The organism is Flammeovirga agarivorans (assembly GCF_012641475.1).
Lineage (GTDB): Bacteria > Bacteroidota > Bacteroidia > Cytophagales > Flammeovirgaceae > Flammeovirga > Flammeovirga agarivorans.
Genome location: NZ_JABAIL010000004.1, coordinates 345,392 through 365,865 on the forward strand (window position 1 = coordinate 345,392; position 20,474 = coordinate 365,865).

General features: G+C 32.6%; 19 protein-coding genes. 11 read left to right on the forward strand and 8 right to left on the reverse strand.

Annotated features, from left to right (window positions below):
* Positions 1 to 65: 65 nt before the first annotated feature.
* The 4 genes from HGP29_RS14290 to HGP29_RS14305 all read right to left on the reverse strand — a co-directional run bounded on the left by HGP29_RS14290 (position 66) and on the right by HGP29_RS14305 (position 5,762).
* Positions 66 to 1,130 (reverse strand): PorP/SprF family type IX secretion system membrane protein, encoded by a 1,065-nt coding sequence (locus tag HGP29_RS14290; protein WP_168883098.1) that lies wholly within the window; start codon positions 1,128 to 1,130, stop codon positions 66 to 68.
* Between the two features lie 308 nt (positions 1,131 to 1,438).
* Positions 1,439 to 2,383, reverse strand: coding sequence for a lysophospholipid acyltransferase family protein (locus HGP29_RS14295; RefSeq protein WP_168883099.1), 945 nt, complete (start codon positions 2,381 to 2,383; stop codon positions 1,439 to 1,441).
* 72 nt (positions 2,384 to 2,455) lie between these two features.
* Positions 2,456 to 4,396, reverse strand: a complete 1,941-nt coding sequence (gene gyrB, locus HGP29_RS14300; RefSeq protein WP_168883100.1) for a DNA topoisomerase (ATP-hydrolyzing) subunit B — start codon at positions 4,394 to 4,396, stop codon at positions 2,456 to 2,458.
* A 73-nt stretch (positions 4,397 to 4,469) separates the two neighbouring features.
* On the reverse strand, positions 4,470 to 5,762 hold the full coding sequence (locus tag HGP29_RS14305) for a tetratricopeptide repeat protein (RefSeq protein ID WP_168883101.1): 1,293 nt from the start codon (positions 5,760 to 5,762) through the stop codon (positions 4,470 to 4,472).
* 190 nt (positions 5,763 to 5,952) lie between these two features.
* On the opposite strand from HGP29_RS14305, the gene HGP29_RS14310 reads away from it, so the two are divergent.
* The 8 genes from HGP29_RS14310 to HGP29_RS14345 all read left to right on the forward strand — a co-directional run bounded on the left by HGP29_RS14310 (position 5,953) and on the right by HGP29_RS14345 (position 14,067).
* Positions 5,953 to 6,246, forward strand: coding sequence for a hypothetical protein (locus HGP29_RS14310; RefSeq protein WP_168883102.1), 294 nt, complete (start codon positions 5,953 to 5,955; stop codon positions 6,244 to 6,246).
* 128 nt (positions 6,247 to 6,374) lie between these two features.
* Entirely contained in the window at positions 6,375 to 7,181 is an 807-nt protein-coding gene (locus tag HGP29_RS14315; protein ID WP_168883103.1) for an OmpA family protein, read from the forward strand.
* A gap of 46 nt (positions 7,182 to 7,227) precedes the next feature.
* Positions 7,228 to 8,238 (forward strand): tetratricopeptide repeat protein, encoded by a 1,011-nt coding sequence (locus HGP29_RS14320; protein ID WP_168883104.1) that lies wholly within the window; start codon positions 7,228 to 7,230, stop codon positions 8,236 to 8,238.
* Positions 8,239 to 8,331: 93 nt separating this feature from the next.
* On the forward strand, positions 8,332 to 9,108 hold the full coding sequence (locus HGP29_RS14325; protein WP_168883105.1) for an enoyl-CoA hydratase-related protein: 777 nt from the start codon (positions 8,332 to 8,334) through the stop codon (positions 9,106 to 9,108).
* A gap of 77 nt (positions 9,109 to 9,185) precedes the next feature.
* Positions 9,186 to 10,709: a lipopolysaccharide biosynthesis protein gene (locus HGP29_RS14330; protein WP_168883106.1), complete on the forward strand. Its 1,524-nt coding sequence runs from the start codon at positions 9,186 to 9,188 to the stop codon at positions 10,707 to 10,709.
* 1 nt (position 10,710) lies between these two features.
* On the forward strand, positions 10,711 to 11,145 hold the full coding sequence (gene dut / locus HGP29_RS14335) for a dUTP diphosphatase (protein ID WP_168883107.1): 435 nt from the start codon (positions 10,711 to 10,713) through the stop codon (positions 11,143 to 11,145).
* Positions 11,146 to 11,165: 20 nt separating this feature from the next.
* Entirely contained in the window at positions 11,166 to 12,170 is a 1,005-nt protein-coding gene (locus HGP29_RS14340; protein ID WP_168883108.1) for a sugar phosphate nucleotidyltransferase, read from the forward strand.
* Positions 12,171 to 12,300: 130 nt separating this feature from the next.
* Positions 12,301 to 14,067 (forward strand): tetratricopeptide repeat protein, encoded by a 1,767-nt coding sequence (locus tag HGP29_RS14345; protein WP_168883109.1) that lies wholly within the window; start codon positions 12,301 to 12,303, stop codon positions 14,065 to 14,067.
* 13 nt (positions 14,068 to 14,080) lie between these two features.
* On the opposite strand, the gene HGP29_RS14350 is transcribed toward HGP29_RS14345, so the two are convergent.
* Positions 14,081 to 15,019, reverse strand: coding sequence for a tetratricopeptide repeat protein (locus HGP29_RS14350; RefSeq protein WP_168883110.1), 939 nt, complete (start codon positions 15,017 to 15,019; stop codon positions 14,081 to 14,083).
* A gap of 292 nt (positions 15,020 to 15,311) precedes the next feature.
* Between HGP29_RS14350 and ftsH the strand changes: the two genes are divergently transcribed.
* From ftsH to HGP29_RS14365, 3 genes are all read left to right on the forward strand, one after another.
* Complete coding sequence (gene ftsH, locus HGP29_RS14355) at positions 15,312 to 17,282, forward strand: ATP-dependent zinc metalloprotease FtsH (RefSeq protein WP_168883111.1); 1,971 nt, start codon at positions 15,312 to 15,314, stop codon at positions 17,280 to 17,282.
* A gap of 3 nt (positions 17,283 to 17,285) precedes the next feature.
* Positions 17,286 to 17,510: a hypothetical protein gene (locus HGP29_RS14360; protein ID WP_168883112.1), complete on the forward strand. Its 225-nt coding sequence runs from the start codon at positions 17,286 to 17,288 to the stop codon at positions 17,508 to 17,510.
* Positions 17,511 to 17,610: 100 nt separating this feature from the next.
* Positions 17,611 to 18,360, forward strand: a complete 750-nt coding sequence (locus HGP29_RS14365) for a phenylalanine 4-monooxygenase (protein WP_168883113.1) — start codon at positions 17,611 to 17,613, stop codon at positions 18,358 to 18,360.
* Here HGP29_RS14365 and HGP29_RS14370 read toward each other — a convergent pair.
* From HGP29_RS14370 to HGP29_RS14380, 3 genes are all read right to left on the reverse strand, one after another.
* Positions 18,346 to 18,771 carry a redoxin domain-containing protein gene (locus HGP29_RS14370; protein WP_168883114.1) on the reverse strand — a complete coding sequence of 142 codons (426 nt, stop codon included), beginning with the start codon at positions 18,769 to 18,771 and terminating at the stop codon, positions 18,346 to 18,348. The genes HGP29_RS14365 and HGP29_RS14370 overlap by 15 nt on opposite strands.
* 70 nt (positions 18,772 to 18,841) lie before the next feature.
* Positions 18,842 to 20,059, reverse strand: a complete 1,218-nt coding sequence (locus HGP29_RS14375; RefSeq protein ID WP_168883115.1) for a bifunctional 3,4-dihydroxy-2-butanone-4-phosphate synthase/GTP cyclohydrolase II — start codon at positions 20,057 to 20,059, stop codon at positions 18,842 to 18,844.
* 100 nt (positions 20,060 to 20,159) lie between these two features.
* Positions 20,160 to 20,417, reverse strand: a complete 258-nt coding sequence (locus tag HGP29_RS14380) for a hypothetical protein (protein WP_168883116.1) — start codon at positions 20,415 to 20,417, stop codon at positions 20,160 to 20,162.
* Between the last annotated feature and the right edge of the window lie 57 nt (positions 20,418 to 20,474).

Consider the following 20,474-nt stretch of genomic DNA (forward strand, 5'->3'; position numbering starts at 1 on the left):
TCAAATAGGATCATTGTAGTGATGTAAGTAATATCTTGAAAGAGAATAAAAAAATTGTACTATTCTTATAATAAAGGAGATGGACAAGGTAAATCCATTGGTTTTCTTTTTGGTTTCTTTTTATAGTCCTTGTATAGATTAAAAGTATATTGAAGACTAATTTCGTGAGAATTAGCATGTTGTTGAGGTAAGTCAGATAGTGTTACATCATAACTATATCCAAAATTAAGGTTTCCGACTTTTATACCTGTCAAAATAACAACAGCATCATGGTTTACTGCATTGTCTTTTTCAGCTCCTTTTATTAATGGTAAACCTCTGTACCATACACCAACTAATAGGGGTTGGTAATGGAAATACATACCTAAACTCAGTTGATCATTTTTACCTTGAGATTGATAATGCATTGCGAATGTAAATGATTTTCGATGGTAATCGGGGATATGTGTATGATGCCCTTTAAATTCTAATGGTATCATATACCCAGCTTCAATAGATACTCTTACTGGCAGGTAAGCTTGCTCTCCAATGAATGAAATATTAGGAGTATTTACATGATATAGTCCCAAACCAACCCAATATTTTTCTCCATACAACATGGCTCCAGTATTTACATCTGCATAACCTACTTGGGTATGAACAAATGGTTCGTTTGTTCCTCCGCCCGTAAAACCAAAGGAATCTAGCTGATCGTTGAAAACTAATGATGATAAATCAAGTTTATTTTGTCCGTAACCAACCTGTAAGCCAACATTAAGGCCAACATACTTTGAAATAGGAATAGTATAAGAGCCAGACACAGTAAAAGTAGAATGCTGTAATGGAGTTCCTTCATTTACACCATAGCTGTCATTTTTTATATATCCTCCGAGTGAAAATCTTTTATACTTAAAATTGTGATCAAATGATGCCATAAAAGACTGTATTCCAGCAGGTAATCCTACCCATTGGTTTCGATAATTGATGATGGCTCGTGTTTCCTGACTTGATCCTGTTAGGGCAGGATTAAGGTATAATGGTGTAGCATAGTATTGTGAAAACTGAGTGTCTTGTCCGAATAAATAACTGCTTGTGAGTATGCTGGTTGTGAGAAAGATAAAGCAGAAATAGTTTTTAAAATTAGGTCTCATAAGTAATTAGGTGATTTACTTACAAAACGTATTCTGAAAAAAAATCGTTTCTTCTAAATTGTATTACAACTTACGTCTGCAGAGTTTTTTTCGAAATTCAGTTGTAAAAAAAAGTTTCATTATTTTTGTATTATTTTGAGTCTCTTCTTACTAGTGATATTTTGATAAGTAATATTGTTAATTGTAGAAATAGTACTTTTTGAAAGTGATAATTTCCTTTTTGTATTGATATCAAACATTTGTGTAACAAAAAAACTGATCTCAATTTCTTGAAATCAGTTCTTCAAAACTAGAATAAAATTCATTTTTTAGGAATTGCTTACTTCTTCTTCTTGTTTGGTCTTCCATCTTTCATGGAACCAAACCCATTGGTCAGGAGCTTCGCGTATAAATTTTTCAAGTGCCAATGACATATTTTGAGTATTGGTCTTAATATCTTCTTTTAAGTTTCCAGTTTTCTCAAGAGGAACTTCAGGTCTAAATTCTAGTAAATGCTTACCATTACTTTGTAATTTTATCGAAGCAGGAATAATTGCTGAATCCGCTTTTAACGCTAATGTAGCAGCGCCAATAGGAGTAGCAGCAGGTTTTCCAAAGAAGTCTACAAAAGTATTTTGAACTTTATCAGTATCTTGATCAATAAGCAAAAAAGCTAAACCGCCATCTTTCAACTTTTTGAACATTTTAATACTTCCTCTAGGATCAGATCTTTCAACAAAGTCAGCTTGGTCATTTTTATTATGCCTTCTCGTCTTTACTACAAGATCATTTAATTTTTCATCATGTAGCTTAGCACCAATTGCGATACAAGGATAATTACTCATACTAAGATAAAAACCTACCATATCGAAAGCACCTCTATGACAGGTCAATAAAATTACTCCTTTACCTTTATTGTAAGCATCAATTAGATGTTGTTCACCCTCGACTTCCATTACAGCAGTCAATTCTTCTCTTGTTCTAATAGAAGGGTAACGTACAATATCCGTAAAGTTTTTACCTAAATTAGAAAAAACCTTCTTTGCTATATTTTGTATTTCAGCATCACTAAGCTCATTTTCATAAGCATATTTGAGATGCTTTAAGGTTAGGTCTCTTGTTTTAGGCATAATGTAGTACACTAAACCTCCAAGTTTTCCAAAAGACCACATTAACATATTTCTTGATGCCCAATTAGCGAGTTTTATTAACCCTTTGATTAATTGATATAAAAGTTCGTATTTAACTTTTTTCCAACCCTTATGTTGACTCATTAATATATATCTTAAATGTAAAAAGGCAACGAACCTCCGTCCGTTGCCTGAATATTTATTGATAGCTATTGGTTATACATCAACTTTTGCATAACGAGCATTTCTTTCAATGAAATCTCTACGAGGAGCAACTTCGTCACCCATCAACATAGAGAATAAATGATCAGCTTCGGCGGCAGATTCGATATCCACTCTACTCATACTACGGAATTCAGGATCCATAGTTGTGTGCCAAAGTTGTTCTGGGTTCATTTCACCAAGACCCTTATAACGTTGGATGTTCACTTTTCCTTCATCGCCACCAAATTCTTGGATAGCTCTCATACGATCATCCTCAGACCAGCAATACTTTTCTTGCTTGCCTTTCTTCACTAAGTAAAGAGGAGGTTGAGCGATATATAAGTATCCTTGTTCGATCAATGGTTTCATATAACGGAAGAACAAAGTTAAAATCAATGTTCTAATGTGTGAACCATCGACATCGGCATCGGTCATAATAATGATTTTATGGTAACGTAACTTTTCTAAGTTAAGCTCTTTTTCATCATTTTCAGTACCAAAACGAACACCTAATGCAGTAATGATATTTTTAATCTCTTCGTTATCATAGATTTTGTGTTCTTGAGCTTTCTCAACATTAAGGATTTTACCTTTTAATGGAAGAATAGCTTGGAACATACGATCACGACCTTGCTTAGCAGAACCACCTGCTGAGTCACCCTCCACTAGGTATAATTCTGAAACTGCAGGATCTTTTTCAGTACAATCAGATAATTTACCAGGAAGACCAGTACCAGTAAGAACGTTCTTACGTTGTACCATCTCTCTTGCTTTACGAGCAGCATGTCTTGCTTGAGCAGCAGTAATTACTTTTTGTACAATATTTTTAGCCTCTTTTGGATTTTCTTCTAAGAACGTTTTTAATGTCTCAGTTACAGCTGAATCTACCGCTCCAGAAACCTCAGAGTTACCTAATTTTGTTTTAGTTTGACCTTCGAATTGTGGTTCAGGAACTTTAACTGAAATAATTGCAGTTAAACCTTCTCTAAAGTCATCACCAGATATATCTACTTTTACTTTGTCTAATAAACCTGTAGAATCTGCATAAGATTTTAAAGTTCTTGTTAGTGAACGTCTAAAACCTGCTACGTGAGTACCACCTTCGTAAGTATTAATGTTGTTTACATAAGAGAATACATGTTCCGAGAATGACGTATTATAAGTCATTGCCACTTGAACTTGAATATTTGCTTTTTCACCCTCCATAAAAATAGGAGTAGCTAGAAGTGATTGTCTCGTATTATCTAAATATGCAACATATTCGCTAAGACCACCTTCAGAATGGAATACTTCACCTACAAACTCACCATCCTCATCTTTTTGACGAAGGTCTTTTAAGTGAATTGTAATACCTGCATTTAAGTATGAAAGCTCTCTTAATCGAGAGGCAATAGTATCATAGTTATAAACGCCATGAGTGAAAATACTTAAGTCAGGCCAGAATTGAACTGTTGTTCCTGTGATGTCAGTTTCTCCAATCTGTTTAACATCGTACTGAGGAATACCAGTCTTATATTCTTGTTGGAATATTTTACCGCCTCTATGAACTGTTACCTTTAAATCTGTAGATAATGCGTTCACACAAGAGACACCAACACCGTGAAGTCCACCTGATACTTTGTAAGTGTCTTTATCAAATTTACCACCGGCATGTAGTACAGTCATTACTACCTCAAGAGCTGATTTTTTCTCTTTCGGGTGCATGTCTGTAGGAATACCACGGCCATTATCAGAAACTGTAATTGAATTATCTTCGTTTACAGTTACATATATATCTGTACAATAGCCAGCCATTGCTTCATCAATTGAGTTGTCTACAACCTCCCAAATTAAATGATGAAGACCTTTAATACCAATGTCCCCAATATACATGGCTGGTCTTTTACGAACAGCTTCCAATCCTTCAAGGATCTGGATATTACCGGCTGAATAATTGTCTTTTTTTTCTTCCATATCTTTACTAAAAAATATCTGCGAAGCTACCCTTTTTTGTCATTAATTACAACCCCTAATAGGGTCTAAAAACTTAGTTACTTGCAGTCAAGGCTTTTAATCTTCTTTTGGATTCTGAATCAATACTATTTTTATAAGGATGTTTGGGATATGATATAGCCTTTTTATAAAAAAATCGAGCTTGTTCATCTTCGTTAAGGCCTTCATAGAGGTGCCCTAAGTTTAGAGAAGCATTCGCAGGATAATATTCTTTTGGTTTAGATCCTCCCAATTCCAAAACTTTAAGATAAGCATTTATTGCAAAAGTAGTATCATTTAACTCTTGTTTTGCTCGCCCAAATCTATAATAAAATTCCAATTGATTTAAATGATTTAAACTATCGATATTTATTCCTTTTAACTTCTTAATCGATTCATTGTAATTACCTCCATCAAATAGTATTCTAGAGAACATGATATCAGCGTTAGGTAATTCATCTTTTTTAACGAATGAAATTGCATATTTGTCAACACTGATAAGGGCTGTACCTTTATTGATTACCATCTCTTTGAAATACTGAACACTATCTGTAGTATTATTTACTAACCAATAGGAGATCAGTTTTTTATAATAAATATCTTTAGTATAGTCTTTTTCTGTTTTAGATAAATATTTATTGAAGTAGACATTAGCTGAATCAAAGTTAGTAAGGTAATAGTAACTGCTACCTTTTAGGTAATTATAGTATCCAAACCATTGGTTTTTTTTGATGTCAATTTTATTGAGAAAATAAATGGTTTTTTTTGGTTTTCTTAGTTTATAATTCACCCAGGCAATGGCACATTGGGCGATAGCTGAATCTTTAAAATTATTTTCGTAATCAATTAGCAATGAGTTAGCTAATTCATAGTTTTTTAAAAAATATGTGTTGATTAGTAATTCAGAGGTATAAGCCTGAAATTTTGTGATTCTATCCTTTGATTTTTTTGCATCAGAAATAAGATCCCTTGATAATTTGGGGTCTATAGGAGAGAAGCCAAGGAAATTTCTAAGCCAGTGATATTCATTTGGAACAACTTCTAAAGCAACAGATATCATTCCTACATTTAATCTTTTTAAGGTATCCAATTCATTCTCTTCTAAAGATTTCAGTGAATTGTGATAGGCCTTTTTTAGATCCCAAAATGCACTCCAATATTGAGTATTTTTCATCTCACATAAGCCTCTTATGATGAGCTCATTTTCAGAATATTCTGATTCAGAAATTACTTTAGGGAGTGGATAATTTTCATTAGGTGATAATAACACCTTAAGATATGGGTATAGATAGTTTTCATCGTAAGTAATACTTTGATGTGTAGAACTATACACTTCAGTTGTTATCATAAATATTGCTAATATGAAAAGTATTTTGATGAAAAAATCTCTCATGAACTCATTAAGTAAAATTCAAATCTATCAATTTGATGTTAAAAGGCCATCAAATTTTAATAACATTAAGTGAAAGCAACGATAAAAAATTGGAATCGTTAAATATTTTAGATAATCTTGTCGTCTAATAATTCTGAAAAATCATATGAAATTTATTGTTGAAATAATTTTACCTGAAGTTCTAGATCAAAATCTTATTGACTTACTTCCATCTCAATATACTGAGATTGGAGAAATGATGAATCAGGGAATTATATCATCTTTTATGTTATCTGACGACGCACAAAAGGCTTGGTTGACTTTAGATGCGACTTCAGTTGACGAAGTAGACAATATACTCACTGCATTTAAACTTTATGACTTTGTGGAGATGAATATCATGGAGTTGAGTATATCTGAAATGGCCTCACCAGCAGTGCCAACCTTCTCGTTAAATTAAGAAATTTACTAAAGTATAATTATAGAAGCCATCCATTTAGGGTGGCTTTTCTTTTTAATGTGTAATACTTTGCACGTAATTTGCTTACAAAACTATTATTCCAATTATCAAATTATATATAAATCATAATGCAAAGATTTTTTTCATTATATATTTTACTCATTTTCTTTTCTTTTAATGCTAATGCTCAAGAAGAAGATGTAACATCTAACCCTTTAGTTTTAAAGCTAGGAGGGTATGATTTACTTTATAGCGAAGTGAAATTTGATGAAATAGAGTTCCCAATGAGTGATGTGGATATTATTCCATTAAGTGGTAATAAAACTTTTGCAACTTTTAAGGCTACAGGAGAGCGTCACCCAGATGGACAACAGATTTTGCAAACTTATTTTGATAAAGTGAGATCTTTAAGAGGTAAGCCCCTTTTCAAAGGAGATAATTATGGATCTTTTCAAGTAAAATCGAACAATAAGAAATTTTGGTGCGTGATTGAAACTCATGAAAATGGAGATTCATATACGGTAACCATTATTGGTCAAGATAGAATTCAAGAGGCCGAGACTGCACAAGAAATGTTGGAATTGTTGAAATCACAAGGTTCAGTAGATTTATATTTCCAATTTGCAACAGGTAGTGCAACATTATCAAAAGCCTCTCAACAGACGGTAGATGAACTTTCAATGTTGTTAAAACGCTATGCTCCAAAACTTAAACTAAGTATAGAAGGGCATACCGATAATGTAGGTAGTGTATCAGCCAATAAGAAACTATCACTTAATAGAGCAATTGCAGTAAAAAAGCAATTAGTTAGGAAAGGGATTGATCCAAATCGATTGGAAACTGTTGGATGGGGTTCTGAAAGGCCGATTTCATCAAATGATGATGAAAAAGGTAGAATGAAAAACCGTAGAGTTTCGATAAAAGCAATCAACTAGATATATTTGTAACCGATTCAATAATGGATCGGTTTTTTTTATTTATATGAAACAATACTTCACCTTAATATTACTAACGCTTGCATTTTTTAGTTGTGATGAAAATGCCAAAAGAAATCAATCTTTTATAAAAGGTAGAGATGCTTTACAAATGAAAGAATTTGAAAAAGCTGAAATTCAATTAAAATTAGCTTTAGAAGAGGATTCTCTTTTTACAGAAGCATGGAATAACCTAGGAATTGCCTATGATGGACAAGGTAAAACTTATGAGGCTTTAAATGCATATAACATAGCCTTGAAACAGGATAATTGTTTAGAAGATGCCTACCAGAATAAAGCAAATGTCTATTTTAAATTAAAAGACTTAGATAAAGCAATAAAGACAGTTAGTAAAGGGCTTACATGTAACCCCGAAAACACATCATTATTACTAAATAGAGCAACCTTATTAGAAGAGAAAGGGGATTTTCAAGCGGCACTTGCTGATCTTAAACAATTGAAGGAAATCTCAGGAATTAGTGATGTTCTATACACCAATTTAGGTTTTGTATTTTATCATATTGGGATTTTAGACTCTGCATTTCATTATTCACTAATGGCAATTGAAATTAATCATAAGAGACATGAAGCTTTCAATAATTTAGGAATGGTTGAAATGCAAAAAAAGAATTATGGTGAAGCATCTAAGTTTTTTGAGAAAGCTATCGAAATCATTCCTACAAATTCTGTTTATCGCATAAATTTAGGTCGAAGTTATTTAAATGATAAAAACTTCAAAGAATCAGTTGACGCATTTAATATGGCTGTTTATTATAATGAAGAATTAGCATCAAAGGAGACTTCTGTTTATTCTTCATTGATTCTTAATAAAAAATACCAAGAAGCAACTAAGCTATTAACTGAGAATATTCCTGAAGGAAGACAAGCTCAAAAATTGGAGGAAATAATTACTCAAATGATCAGTTTAGAAGAAAAATCTTCTATTTGTGAATATATCAGCTATCTAAAATCAAAAAACATGGAAATAGATAAAGAAATTTATCTGAAATGTAAATAAGGTTTTATACATTAGTGTAGAATAGAGTTTGATCAGCTAATAAATTACTTTAATCACAATCAAACGCTAACAAAAAAAGGAAATTAATACCACATGGATTATCAAAATCTTCTTTTAGAAAAGAACGATGGTTTACTTACAATCACTATTAATAGAGAGAGTAAACTAAACGCACTTAACGGAAAAACATTACAAGAACTGAAGAGTGCATTCGACATGGCTTATGATGAAGAAGAAATTCGAACTGTGATCATTACAGGAAAAGGAGAGAAAGCTTTTGTTGCAGGAGCTGATATCTCAGAGTTTAAAGACCTGAATGAACTAAATGCTAGAAAATTCTCTGAAGAAGGCCAGGAGATTTTTAATGGTATTGAGAATTGCCCTAAACCTGTCATTGCAGCTGTTAATGGTTTTGCTTTAGGTGGAGGATGTGAATTAGCTATGGCATGTCACATTCGTGTTGCATCTGACAATGCAAAGTTTGGTTTGCCTGAAGTATCATTAGGTATAATACCTGGATATGGTGGGACACAAAGATTACCAATCCTAGTAGGTAAAGGAATTGCTAACGAAATGATTCTTACTGGAGATATGATTTCTGCTAAAAGAGGTCATGAAATTGGTTTAGTAAATCATGTAGTCTCACAAGATGAGTTAATGAATAAAACAAAGGAGATCGCAGCAAAGATCTTAGCGAAAGCTCCGATTGCAGTGTCACATGCCATTGATTGTATCAATGCAGCTCATACAAATGCATCTGGATACCAAACTGAAGCGAATGCTTTTTCAAGTGCAATAAAAACAGATGATTTCACTGAAGGTACATCTGCATTTTTAGAAAAAAGAAAGCCTAATTTCACAGGTAAGTAATTGAAATATAATTATATATAAAACCTCTTTGTTCAGTGTAAAATTGAACAAAGAGGTTTTTATTTTTAAAACTACTCATGTTAAAAAAATTATTATCAGATACTGTTATCTACGGATTAACTACAGTATTAATGAGGTTAATAAATTATTTATTAGTACCTCTTCATACTAAGGTTTTTGATCCTGATGCGTTTGGAATCGTTTCTATTTTTTATTCTTTTGCGGTTTTCTTCAATGTGATATACACATATGGTATGGAGACAACGTACTTCTGGTTTGCATCAAAAGAAGGTAGTGATAAAGAAGAAGTTTTTTCTAAAATACTTTCTTCATTGAGCATTACATCAGTAGTGTTCTCCAGTATACTTTGGTTGTTTTCTGGGCAAATTTCAACACTCTTAGGCTTTGAAAACAGTGATATATATGTGAAGTTTTTTGCCTTACTATATGCGATTGATACTCTATTAGTAGTTCCTTTTGCAAGTCTTAGAATCGATGGTCAAGCGAAAAGATTTGCTGTATTAAAAATTATAGAAGTAGTATTAACCGTTGGTTTAAATTATTTCTTCTTAGTTACCTGTGTAAGTATCGTTGAAACTAATTCAGATAGTTTTATTACTGAGTTTGTGTCAAAAATTTATGATCCTTCATTAGGATTGGGTTATGCATTCCTTGCAAATTTGATCTCTAAAGCAATTATCATGATCTTATTCATGGATAAGTTTATTAAACTCAAGTTTTCATGGTCTTGGAAATCAATGAAACCATTTTATTCTTATGGTTTTCCTTTAGTTTTTGCAGGAGTTGCTTTTGCCATTAATGAAGTTTCTGATAGGCTATTAATTCCATTACTATTACCTGAAGGGTTTTATAGTTTCGGTGATGCGGATTATGCTGTTGGTGTATATGCTGCTTGTTATAAACTATCAATATTTGTAACGTTTACAGTTACTGCGTATAAATATTCTGCAGAACCTTTTTTCTTTAATCAAGCAGGTTCGAAAGACTCTCCAAAAGTTTTTGCAAGAATCATGTATTATTTCGTAATAGTACTAATGGTAATGGTAGTTGCAGTTTCTGCAAATTTGGAAGTTATTGCCCCAATTCTAATTCGTCGCGAGGAATATTTAGTAGGATTACCTGTTGTTCCCATTTTACTAATGGCAAACTTATTCCTTGGTATGTATTATAACTTGTCAGTTTGGTTTAAAGTAACTGATAATACAAAGTATGGTGCATTGATAAGCGCAATTGGAGCACTTTTTACAATTTCATTAAATGCTCTTTTAGTTCCATATTTCGGTTTTTATGGTAGTGCTATTGCAACTTTTGTCTGCTATTTGAGTATGATGATATTAGCATATGTGCTTGGTCAAAAATATTATCCTATTCCATATAATGTAAAAATGATATCATTTTATTTGATTATGGGAGGATGCTTTTTAGTTTTGCTTTCCCAACTTTCTATAAATGGATTTTGGGAGTCGATATTTATTCATAATGCTATCTTTGCATTATTCTTGCTGATTGTATTTTTTATGGAAAGGCAGTTCATTGTGTCTACCTTACAAATTGTGCAGAAGAAAATACTAAAAAAATAAAATGAAGATAAAAGTAATTAATAAAGGCCACCATGCTTTACCTGAGTATCAAACTGAGCTGTCAGCAGGTCTTGATTTAAGAGCAGTATTATCAGAATCTAAGGTATTAGCTCCTTTAGAAAGAGTTTTAGTACCAACAGGTCTTTACATTGAACTTCCTCAAGGCTATGAAGCACAAGTTCGACCAAGAAGTGGTCTGGCTTTTAAACATGGTTTAAGTGTGCTAAATGCTCCAGGTACAATAGATGCAGATTACAGAGGAGAAATTGGTGTTTTATTGGTTAATCTTTCAAATGAGCAATTTGAGGTGAAAGACGGTGAAAGAGTCGCTCAACTTGTTATTGCAAAACATGAAACTGTTGAGTGGGAACCTGTAGAAACACTCTCTGATACTGAGCGTGGTGCAGGAGGATACGGAAGTACTGGAAAAAAATAACTTTTTAAATAAAATATAATATGAAAATTATTGTCCCAATGGCTGGTCGTGGTTCCCGTTTAAGACCACATACTTTAACTACCCCAAAACCATTAGTAAAAATTGCAGGTAAGCCAATCGTTCATCGTTTAGTTGAGGATTTAGCTGCAATGTCTGATGAAAAGTTAGAAGAAATTGCTTTTGTTATTGGTGATTTCGGAGAAATAGTTGAAAAAGAGTTAGTTGAAATTGCTGAGTCATTAGGCGCTAAAGGGACAATTTATTACCAAGATGAGCCATTAGGAACTGCTCACGCCATCTTATGTGCGGGTGATAGTATGGACGGTAATATTATTGTAGCTTTTGCTGATACTTTATTTAAAGCAGATTTTGCGATTGATAAATTTGAAGATGGTATTATCTATACACAGAAAGTTGAAGATCCTTCAGCATTTGGTGTAGTGAAACTAGATAATGACGGAATCATTACTGATTTTGTTGAGAAGCCTTCAGAATTTGTATCTGATCAAGCAATCATTGGTATTTATTACTTCAAAGAAGGAGAGAAGTTAAGAGACGAACTTCAATACTTAGTAGATAATAATATCATGAACGATGGCGAATATCAATTAACTGGAGCTTTAGAAAATCTTAAAGCAAAAGGTGCAAGATTGAAGCCCGGTACTGTAGATGAATGGTTAGACTGTGGTAATAAAGATGCCATCGTTAATACTAACCAAAGATATTTAACGTACATTCAAGATCAAGAATTAGTACATGAGTCTGCTGTTTTAGATAATGTTGTTTTGATTAGCCCAGTATACGTTGGTGAAAATACAGTGATTAAAAATGCTGTAGTTGGACCATATGTATCAGTAGGTAAAAATACTAATATTGAAAATTCTGTTGTTCAAAATTCAATTGTTCAAGAAGATACCGACATCAGAAAAGTAAATATTGAAAACTCAGTAGTAGGTAACCATGTTGTATATACAGGTAGATCGAAAGATTTAAGTATTGGTGACTTTACTTCAGTTAGGGAATAACTAAAAAAATCTTTATTTATAGATGAAAACAGCGAAATATTTATATTTCGCTGTTTTTTTCATTTATGTTTTTTGTAGATTTATATATAGTAAAATACATAGATTGACTTTGTGAGGGTAAAACATACTTATGAACAAAAACTCTTTTAGAATATATACCATATTATTAGCCCTTTTTATAGGTTTTGCGGCTACGGACACTGCTTTTGCACAACGTAAAAAGAAGAAAAAGTCTAAGAAAAAGAAAGAAACCCCAGTAGTATCTATTGAAGAACCCTCTAAAAAAGATCTAAGAAAAGCAGAAGAGTTGTTTATATATGCTGTTAATGAATATCTTCTAGAAGAATATGATCAAGCATTAGAATTACTATTGAAATGTAATGACTTAAATCCCAAAGATGATGGAATTAAATACCAAACAGCTTTAGCTTATTCTAAAATTGAAAATTACCAACGATCATTACAATTTTCTAAAAGAGCTTTAGAACTTGATCCGGAAAACAAATACTATTACAAATTAGTAGCTCAGAACTATGAAGTTCTAAACCTGCTAAAAGATGCTTTAATGGTTTTAGAGAAACAGATTGAAGAGACTGGTGACGATGAAGAGGCTTATTTCCAAATTGCCATGCTTTACCTACAAATGGGGGCACCACGCAACGCTATCGAATATTTTGATATAGGTGAAGAAAAGTATGGTATTAATGATGTTATTGTTCGTCAAAAACAAAGAATTTACATTCGATTAGGAGACTTGGAAGCTGCTTTAAAGGAAGGACAAAAATTAATCAATGCTTATCCAGATGAATTGACATTTAAGTATTCTCAGGTACGACTACTTTTAGGAAATAATCGTACTGATGAGGCATTAGAAATGTTAGAGCCTATTCTAAAGAATAATCCCAATGAAGGAGAAGGTCATTTTTTAATGGCTAATATATATAGAAATCAAGGTGAGTCAGAAAACTATTACGAAGAGTTGAAAAAAGCATTTGGATGTAGTGATCAACTTACTGATGAAAGTTTTAATATCCTAGCAGGGTATTTACAGTTCTCATACAACGAAAAGAAAAGGTTTGAAGCAGAAGAATTAATCAATATCGCCATGGGGGCGCACCCTAATGATGACAGGTTAATGGCTTTAAATGCTGATTTTTTAATTAGTCAGAAAAAATATGATTTAGCAAGAACTTATTACTTAAAATCATTAGAAAAAAATGCTAATAATTTTAAGTTGTGGAAGCAAGTAATATCTATAGATTGGGAGTTACAACAAGTGGATTCTGTTGATAAACATGCAGATATGGCTATAGAATATTTTCCAAACCAAGCATTATTATATCTTTATTCAGGATCTGCAAAATTGCAGAAGAAAGATTATGATGAGGCAGAAGTGATATTTACTCAAGGCTTACAGTTAGTAGTTGACCCTTCAATGAAAATTGATTTTAATTCTCAGTTAGGTGATACTTACTATCAAATGGATGATTATGCTAAAGCTTTCACTAAATATGATGAAGTATTAAAAGTTGACCCTTTAAATATTTATGTCTTAAATAATTATGCTTATTACTTATCCTTGAGAAAAGAGAATTTAGAGAAGGCGGAGGAAATGTCTTATCAAACGATAGTTGCAGAACCCGAAAATGATACTTACCTAGATACTTATGGATGGGTTTTATTTGTAAAAGGTGATTACAAAAAGGCTGAAGAATATCTCAAAAAGGCTGCTGATATATCACAAGCATCAACTGTAATTGAACATTATGGAGATGTTTTGATTAAGCTTGGTAAAACCGAGGAGGCATTAGAACAATGGGAAAAGGCTAAGAAATTAGGTGGAGAAGTTTCAGATCAATTAGATCAGAAAATCAACCAAAAAAAATATATTGAATGAAGAAATAGGAAGCCTAAACGCTTCCTATTTTTTCTTTCTCAGATAAGTACTTTAATACCTTTAAAGTCGGAGTATAGTTAGAACAACCTTCTAATGACTTTTGGAAATATCGTTTTGCTAATTCAATATTATTCACTTGCAAATATGCAATAGCAAGATTATAATGTAAAGCCGGAAAATAGGGAAATCTCATTTGCATCTTTGTATATAAATCTGCAGCTTCTTTTATTTCTCCACATCGGCTAGCAAAATTTGCTTCAGCTAATTCTGTAAAATCAGGGTGGTGGCCTTGATTTGCTTTATAGAATTCTATTAGAGTACCGGGTACTCCAATTAAAAACATAAGATTTTTCAAGATATTATTATGGAAGAATTCAATACCTAGATTATCGCCACCATAATATTTATTATAGTTCCAGTATAACTTCTTGTCAAAATAAAAATATTGATATTGTCTACGAATTCCTAAACGGTCCCAATAACCAGTCTCAGGACAAATGTCAAACTCTTCTCCATTACTCATGAGAAGGCCGTGTTTATCACTGATTGAATGACACTCATCGCAGTAATGATATTGACTTTCAAGATGTTTGTCCCAATTAATCTCGTTCTCACAATGACCACAAGTTCTAGTTTTTTGAGCAAATCTAGATTTAAAAACATTAAACGCTAGCTTAATATCTTTAATCATTGATGATTTAATGATAATACAGTTATTCTTCTGAATGTACCATTCTGAAGTTTGTCTACCTAGTAATGGATAATTATCAAAAGTGATAACAAGATAACCTCTATAGTAAGTTGTACGTAGAATATCATGAAAGGAAATTAACTCATTGCTTAAGGTTATTCCCTGTTCGTTGACATTTCCAAGTTTTGGAATTAAAAAATTACTTTTTTTCTTTTCATTATATGTTTTGAAAGAGAAAACAAAAGGAGTAATTTCAAACATAGAAAAAATTTATATCTTTAAATAAAACAATATAACTGTTCCAAAAAGTATTGGTTTCAGCCAAAGTTTTAATATTTTTGCATTACGAAAGATAAAAAATTTAATATTGAAATATATAACGTACACGTACGTTTTTAAGATAATTAATTTGACACTAGTAGAAAACCTGTCGCTTGTAGCGTCAGGCTTTTTTATTTATAAAGATTTATACTTAACTTGATTCTTAACATACGTAAACAAACAGATTGACCTAAAACGTGTTGATTGTTCTTTTTTCAAACATTTTGATTTAATGAAAAGCACTACAAAATTTTCTATTTGGTACTTTTTAAGTATTCTTGGTGGAATGCTATTTTTAGAAACCCTCTTTTTTTCCGGACCTAGTGTAAAAGAAATGTCCTATAATTCATTTAGAGATAGTCTTGAAGCAGGAAGAATTGAACATATAGTTATATCAGATGACAAAATATATGGTAAGGTTAAAAAGTCGTCAGATAGTTTAGCAATAGAAAAAGCAGCTGCAAAAGAAGAAGTGGTTGCTGATACATCCAAAACAGCGACAAAGAAAAATGAACTATGGAACCTAAACCCTGAAGGGAAGGCAGCTCCATGGAGAATTGATTACGAAAAGCGTAAAGAAGACCTAGCAAGACAGTTCTATGTGATCAAACTAGAGGATAAAGATCTAGTTAACGATCTACAAAAACATGGCATTGATTATAAAGGAGTAATAGAAAATGATTGGTTAGGTAACTTCTTTTCTAATTGGTTACTTCCTTTCGGCCTTTTGTTTTTAATCTGGGGTTTCGTATTCCGTAGAATGTCGAAAGGCGGCGGAATGGGAGGAGGTGGAAACAACTACCTCAATGTTGGTAAAAGTAAGGCTAAGATTTATGCATCTGATGCAGAACACTTGCACAATTTCAATGATGTTGCAGGTTGTGATGAAGCCAAACAAGAGCTTACAGAAGTAGTAGATTTCTTAAAGAATTCTGAAAAATATACGGACTTGGGAGCTAAAATTCCAAAAGGAATTTTATTAGTAGGCCCTCCAGGTACAGGTAAAACTTTACTAGCTAAAGCAGTTGCTGGTGAAGCAGGTGTACAATTTTATGCTTTATCAGGTTCCGACTTTGTAGAAATGTTTGTTGGTGTTGGTGCAGCAAGGGTTAGAGACTTATTTACTCAAGCAAAACAAAAGTCTCCTTGTATCATATTTATCGATGAATTAGATGCCATTGGTAAAAGCCGATCATCTAATGGAATGTCGGGTAATGACGAAAGAGAAAATACTTTAAACCAATTATTGGTAGAAATGGATGGTTTTGCAGCTGACCAAACTGTAATCGTATTGGGAGCAACGAACAGACCTGAAATTTTAGATAAAGCGTTATTGCGTCCAGGTCGTTTTGATAGACAGGTACAAGTGGATAGACCAGATTTAAATGGTCGATTAATGATCCTTAAAGTACATTCTGGAAAAATTAAATTAGGTAGTGATGTCAACTTAGAAGAGATAGCCGCTCAAACAGCAGGTTTTGTTGGGGCCGACCTAGCAAACTTATGTAACGAAGCGGCACTGCTAGCAGCAAGAGAAGGTAAATCTGAAGTACATCATCAAAACTTCTTTGATGCATTCGAAAGAGTTGTTGCCGGTTTAGAAAAGAAAAATGCGGTAATCAATGATAATGAGAAAAGAACAGTAGCTTACCATGAGGCCGGCCATGCAATAGTTGGTCACTTTACTAAAGGAGCTGATCCTGTAAGAAAGGTATCAATAGTTCCAAGAGGTTCGGGTGCATTAGGATATGTACTTCAAGCTCCAACTGAAGATAGGTTTTTGATGAGTAAAGGTGAACTATTAGGAAAAATTAAAGGCCTTTTAGGTGGAAGAGCTGCAGAAGAAATTAAATTTGGGGCGATTTCAACAGGAGCATCTAATGATCTAGAAAAAGTTGCAGGAATTGTCAACTCAATGCTTACAGTATATGGTATGAGTGATAACTTCCCAAATTTATCTCTTCAGAAAGAAGGTCAGAACAATTTCTTAGGTAATGGTGGTCAATCAATGAGAAGATCAGAAGATCTTGAAAAACAAATCGATAAGGAATCTCTTGAGATCATTGCGAAATGCTATGAAGAAACAAAAGATTTCTTAAGAGAAAGAATTGATGATCTTGAGAAACTAGCACAGATCCTATTAGAAAAAGAGATCTTAGATGAAAAAGATGTTGTTGATATTCTTGGACCAAGAAATGTTTAATCAATGATTAGAAAGGAAAGTAAAATTGATGAGTTTATCCGTAGAGAAGCTAAAGCTGTTAAGGAACTTATAAAGTCTGGTAGTATAAATAATGAGTTAATTTCATTTGATATTTTTATTGAAAATTTAATCGATGATTATCAGATAGATGACTCTCAATTAGAGTACTTAAAGGAGAAATCAAGGGAGAGACTAAACTTGTTGAATGTAAAAATTCAAGGTTTATAATTCCCTTTTGTCAAGATTTTTTTTCATATTGTAAGGACTGTAGTAACACTACAGTCCTTTTTTACTAACTATCACATACACCAATTCAAACGATAAACACATGTATTTTGTAAAAGACCAAGGGTATGAGAAGTATACTTCTGAAGACCTGACCGTATGGAGTACGCTCTTTAAAAGGCAGATGAAAATGCTACCCAACTTAGCAGAAAAGGAATTTTTCAAAGGAATTGAAGTAATTGGTTTTACAGAAGACCAAATTCCAAACTTTGATGATCTTGATAAAAGTCTGCTAAAAGTTACCGGATGGAGTATCTCTCCAGTAACAGGACTAATCCCCAATAAAGAATTTTTTGAGCTTCTAAAAGCAAAAAAATTCCCATCATCTTCATGGTTTCGAAAACTAAGTGAATTAGATTATTTGGAGGAGCCAGATATGTTTCATGATATATATGGTCATGTTCCATTATTAGCCAATCAAGATTTTTGTAAGTTCTTGGAAGATATGAGTATCATTGCTCTGAAATATATTGACAATGAACATATCATTGAATTGATTTCTAGACTTTACTGGTATACTGTAGAATTTGGTTTGATTAATACTAAGGAAGGCTTAAGAATTTATGGAGCTGGAATTTTATCCTCCAAGGGAGAATCGGATTATAGTTTACATAGTGATATTCCGAAAAGGGTAGACTTTAATGTCTTGGAAATATTAAAGACACCATATATCAAGGACAAGTTTCAAGAGAAGTATTGGGTAATACAATCGTACAAAGATTTACATAACTCACTATCAGAACTTGATGAACTTTTAGAGAAAATAAATAACAATGAACTAGTTATTCAGTAAAAAATCCAAATGTTTTTGAGGGGTAGACATGAAAATGAATCTATCCCTTTCTTTATATTTCTCTTCAAATATAATCGTTGCTCTTTGTGAAGTTTTTAATTTTTTGATGTGGCAATCTAAAATCTTTGAGATTCTACTAGAAGGGTCAGAAAGTATTGGAAAAGAATATTTATTTTTTTTGAGAAACTTACCTAAATGAGATTCAGGTTGTGAGACAATAACAATTGGAGAGGTTTTATTTGATTTGAGCTCTTCAAAATGTTTAGCTAGCAGATCTAAATGAGAAATGTCGCGTAAAGAACTTACGGAATTAAGTAATATCAAAGAGAAAGACTCTTCTTTAAGTAAAGATAGCTTATAAAGAATCCCGTCTTTATCTCTTAATTCTATATTTGAAAGAGGATTATTCATTAAGATTAAACCAATTATAAAAGGCCGTTCATAAAAGAACAGCCTTTTCTATGTATATCTAATTAAAAGACTATTTAAGGATATTGTGACCCATTTTGTCTCTTTTTGTCTCTAAGTACTTTTGGTTGAATTTATTCGGAGTGATTTCAATAGCTACATTGTCAACTATTTCAAGGCCATAACCGATTAAACCAGCTCTTTTCTTAGGGTTATTAGAAATTAATTTCATTTTAGAAACACCTAATTTTCTGAGAATTTGAGCACCAACACCGTAGTCTCTTTGGTCAGATTTGAAACCAAGAGCTTTGTTTGCTTCAACGGTATCCATACCTTCTTCTTGAAGCTTATAAGCTTTTAGTTTGTTAACTAAACCAATTCCTCTACCTTCTTGGTTCATATATAAAATAATACCTCTACCTTCTTTTTCGATCATGTCCATAGCTCCATGAAGTTGTGGTCCACAATCACAACGACACGATCCAAAAATATCACCAGTAACGCAAGAAGAGTGAACTCTAACCATTACAGGTTCATCACCAGAAATATCACCTTTTATTAAAGCTAAGTGTAGTTCTCCTGTAGTTGTATGTTTAAATGCTCTTAAGTCGAAGTGTCCTAACTCAGTTGGCATATCAACACCAATTACTTCTTCTACTAAAGAATCTTCTAATTTTAAACGATACTGAATTAAATCCTCGATTGAGATTAATTTCAGGTTGTGTTTCTTTGCTACTTTTACCAAGTCTGGAAGACGAGCCATGCTGCCATCATCATTCATGATTTCAACAAGTACGCCTGCAGGTTCTAAACCAGCTAAGCGAGCTAGATCAATTGTAGCCTCAGTGTGTCCAGTTCTTCTTAACACACCACCTCTTTTGGCTTTTAGTGGGAAAATGTGTCCTGGCTTACCTAGGATAGCTGGATCAACATTAGGATCAGCCAATGCTAATACAGTTTTAGCTCTATCACTAGCAGAAATACCAGTTGTACACCCATGACCAATCAAGTCAACTGAAACTGTAAAAGGTGTTTCGAAAGCAGCGGTATTTTTACCCACCATTAATTCAAGACCAAGCTCTTCACATCTGTCTTCTAAAAGAGAACAACAAATTAAGCCACGACCTTCTTTTGACATAAAGTTGATGATTTCAGGCGTAACTTTTTCTGCTGCACAGATAAAATCACCTTCATTTTCTCTATCCTCATCGTCGACTACAATAACAATCTCTCCATTTTTGATTGCTTCAATAGCATCTTCGATTGAGTCTAATTTAAATTTTTCTGCCATTTCTTATATGTGAGTAAGGATGTTTAATCCAATAAATTTTATATGTGTTATAACAAAGTTACGAGAAAAAGTGCGATATACATAAAAGAATGAATATTCACTATTTAATAAATGTAGTCAAAACAAGACTGCCAATTAAAATAAGTCCACCCATCATGTAAATAATTAATGCACTAGATTGGAGCCACTTATCATCTCTATCCTTGCTAAATTCATATAATCGAGTACCAAGAAAAATACAGATAGCACAACTAATAAATATCGTTGTCTTATGATTAAGAGTATCTCTTGGAATACTCGGATAATACTTGTAAATCAGGTCACCTAAACCTATACCAATTAAGGCTCCTAATCCCATAAATCTTTTTAACATATCACCGTTTTATTGATTTATCGAGTGCAAAGGTAAAATGAA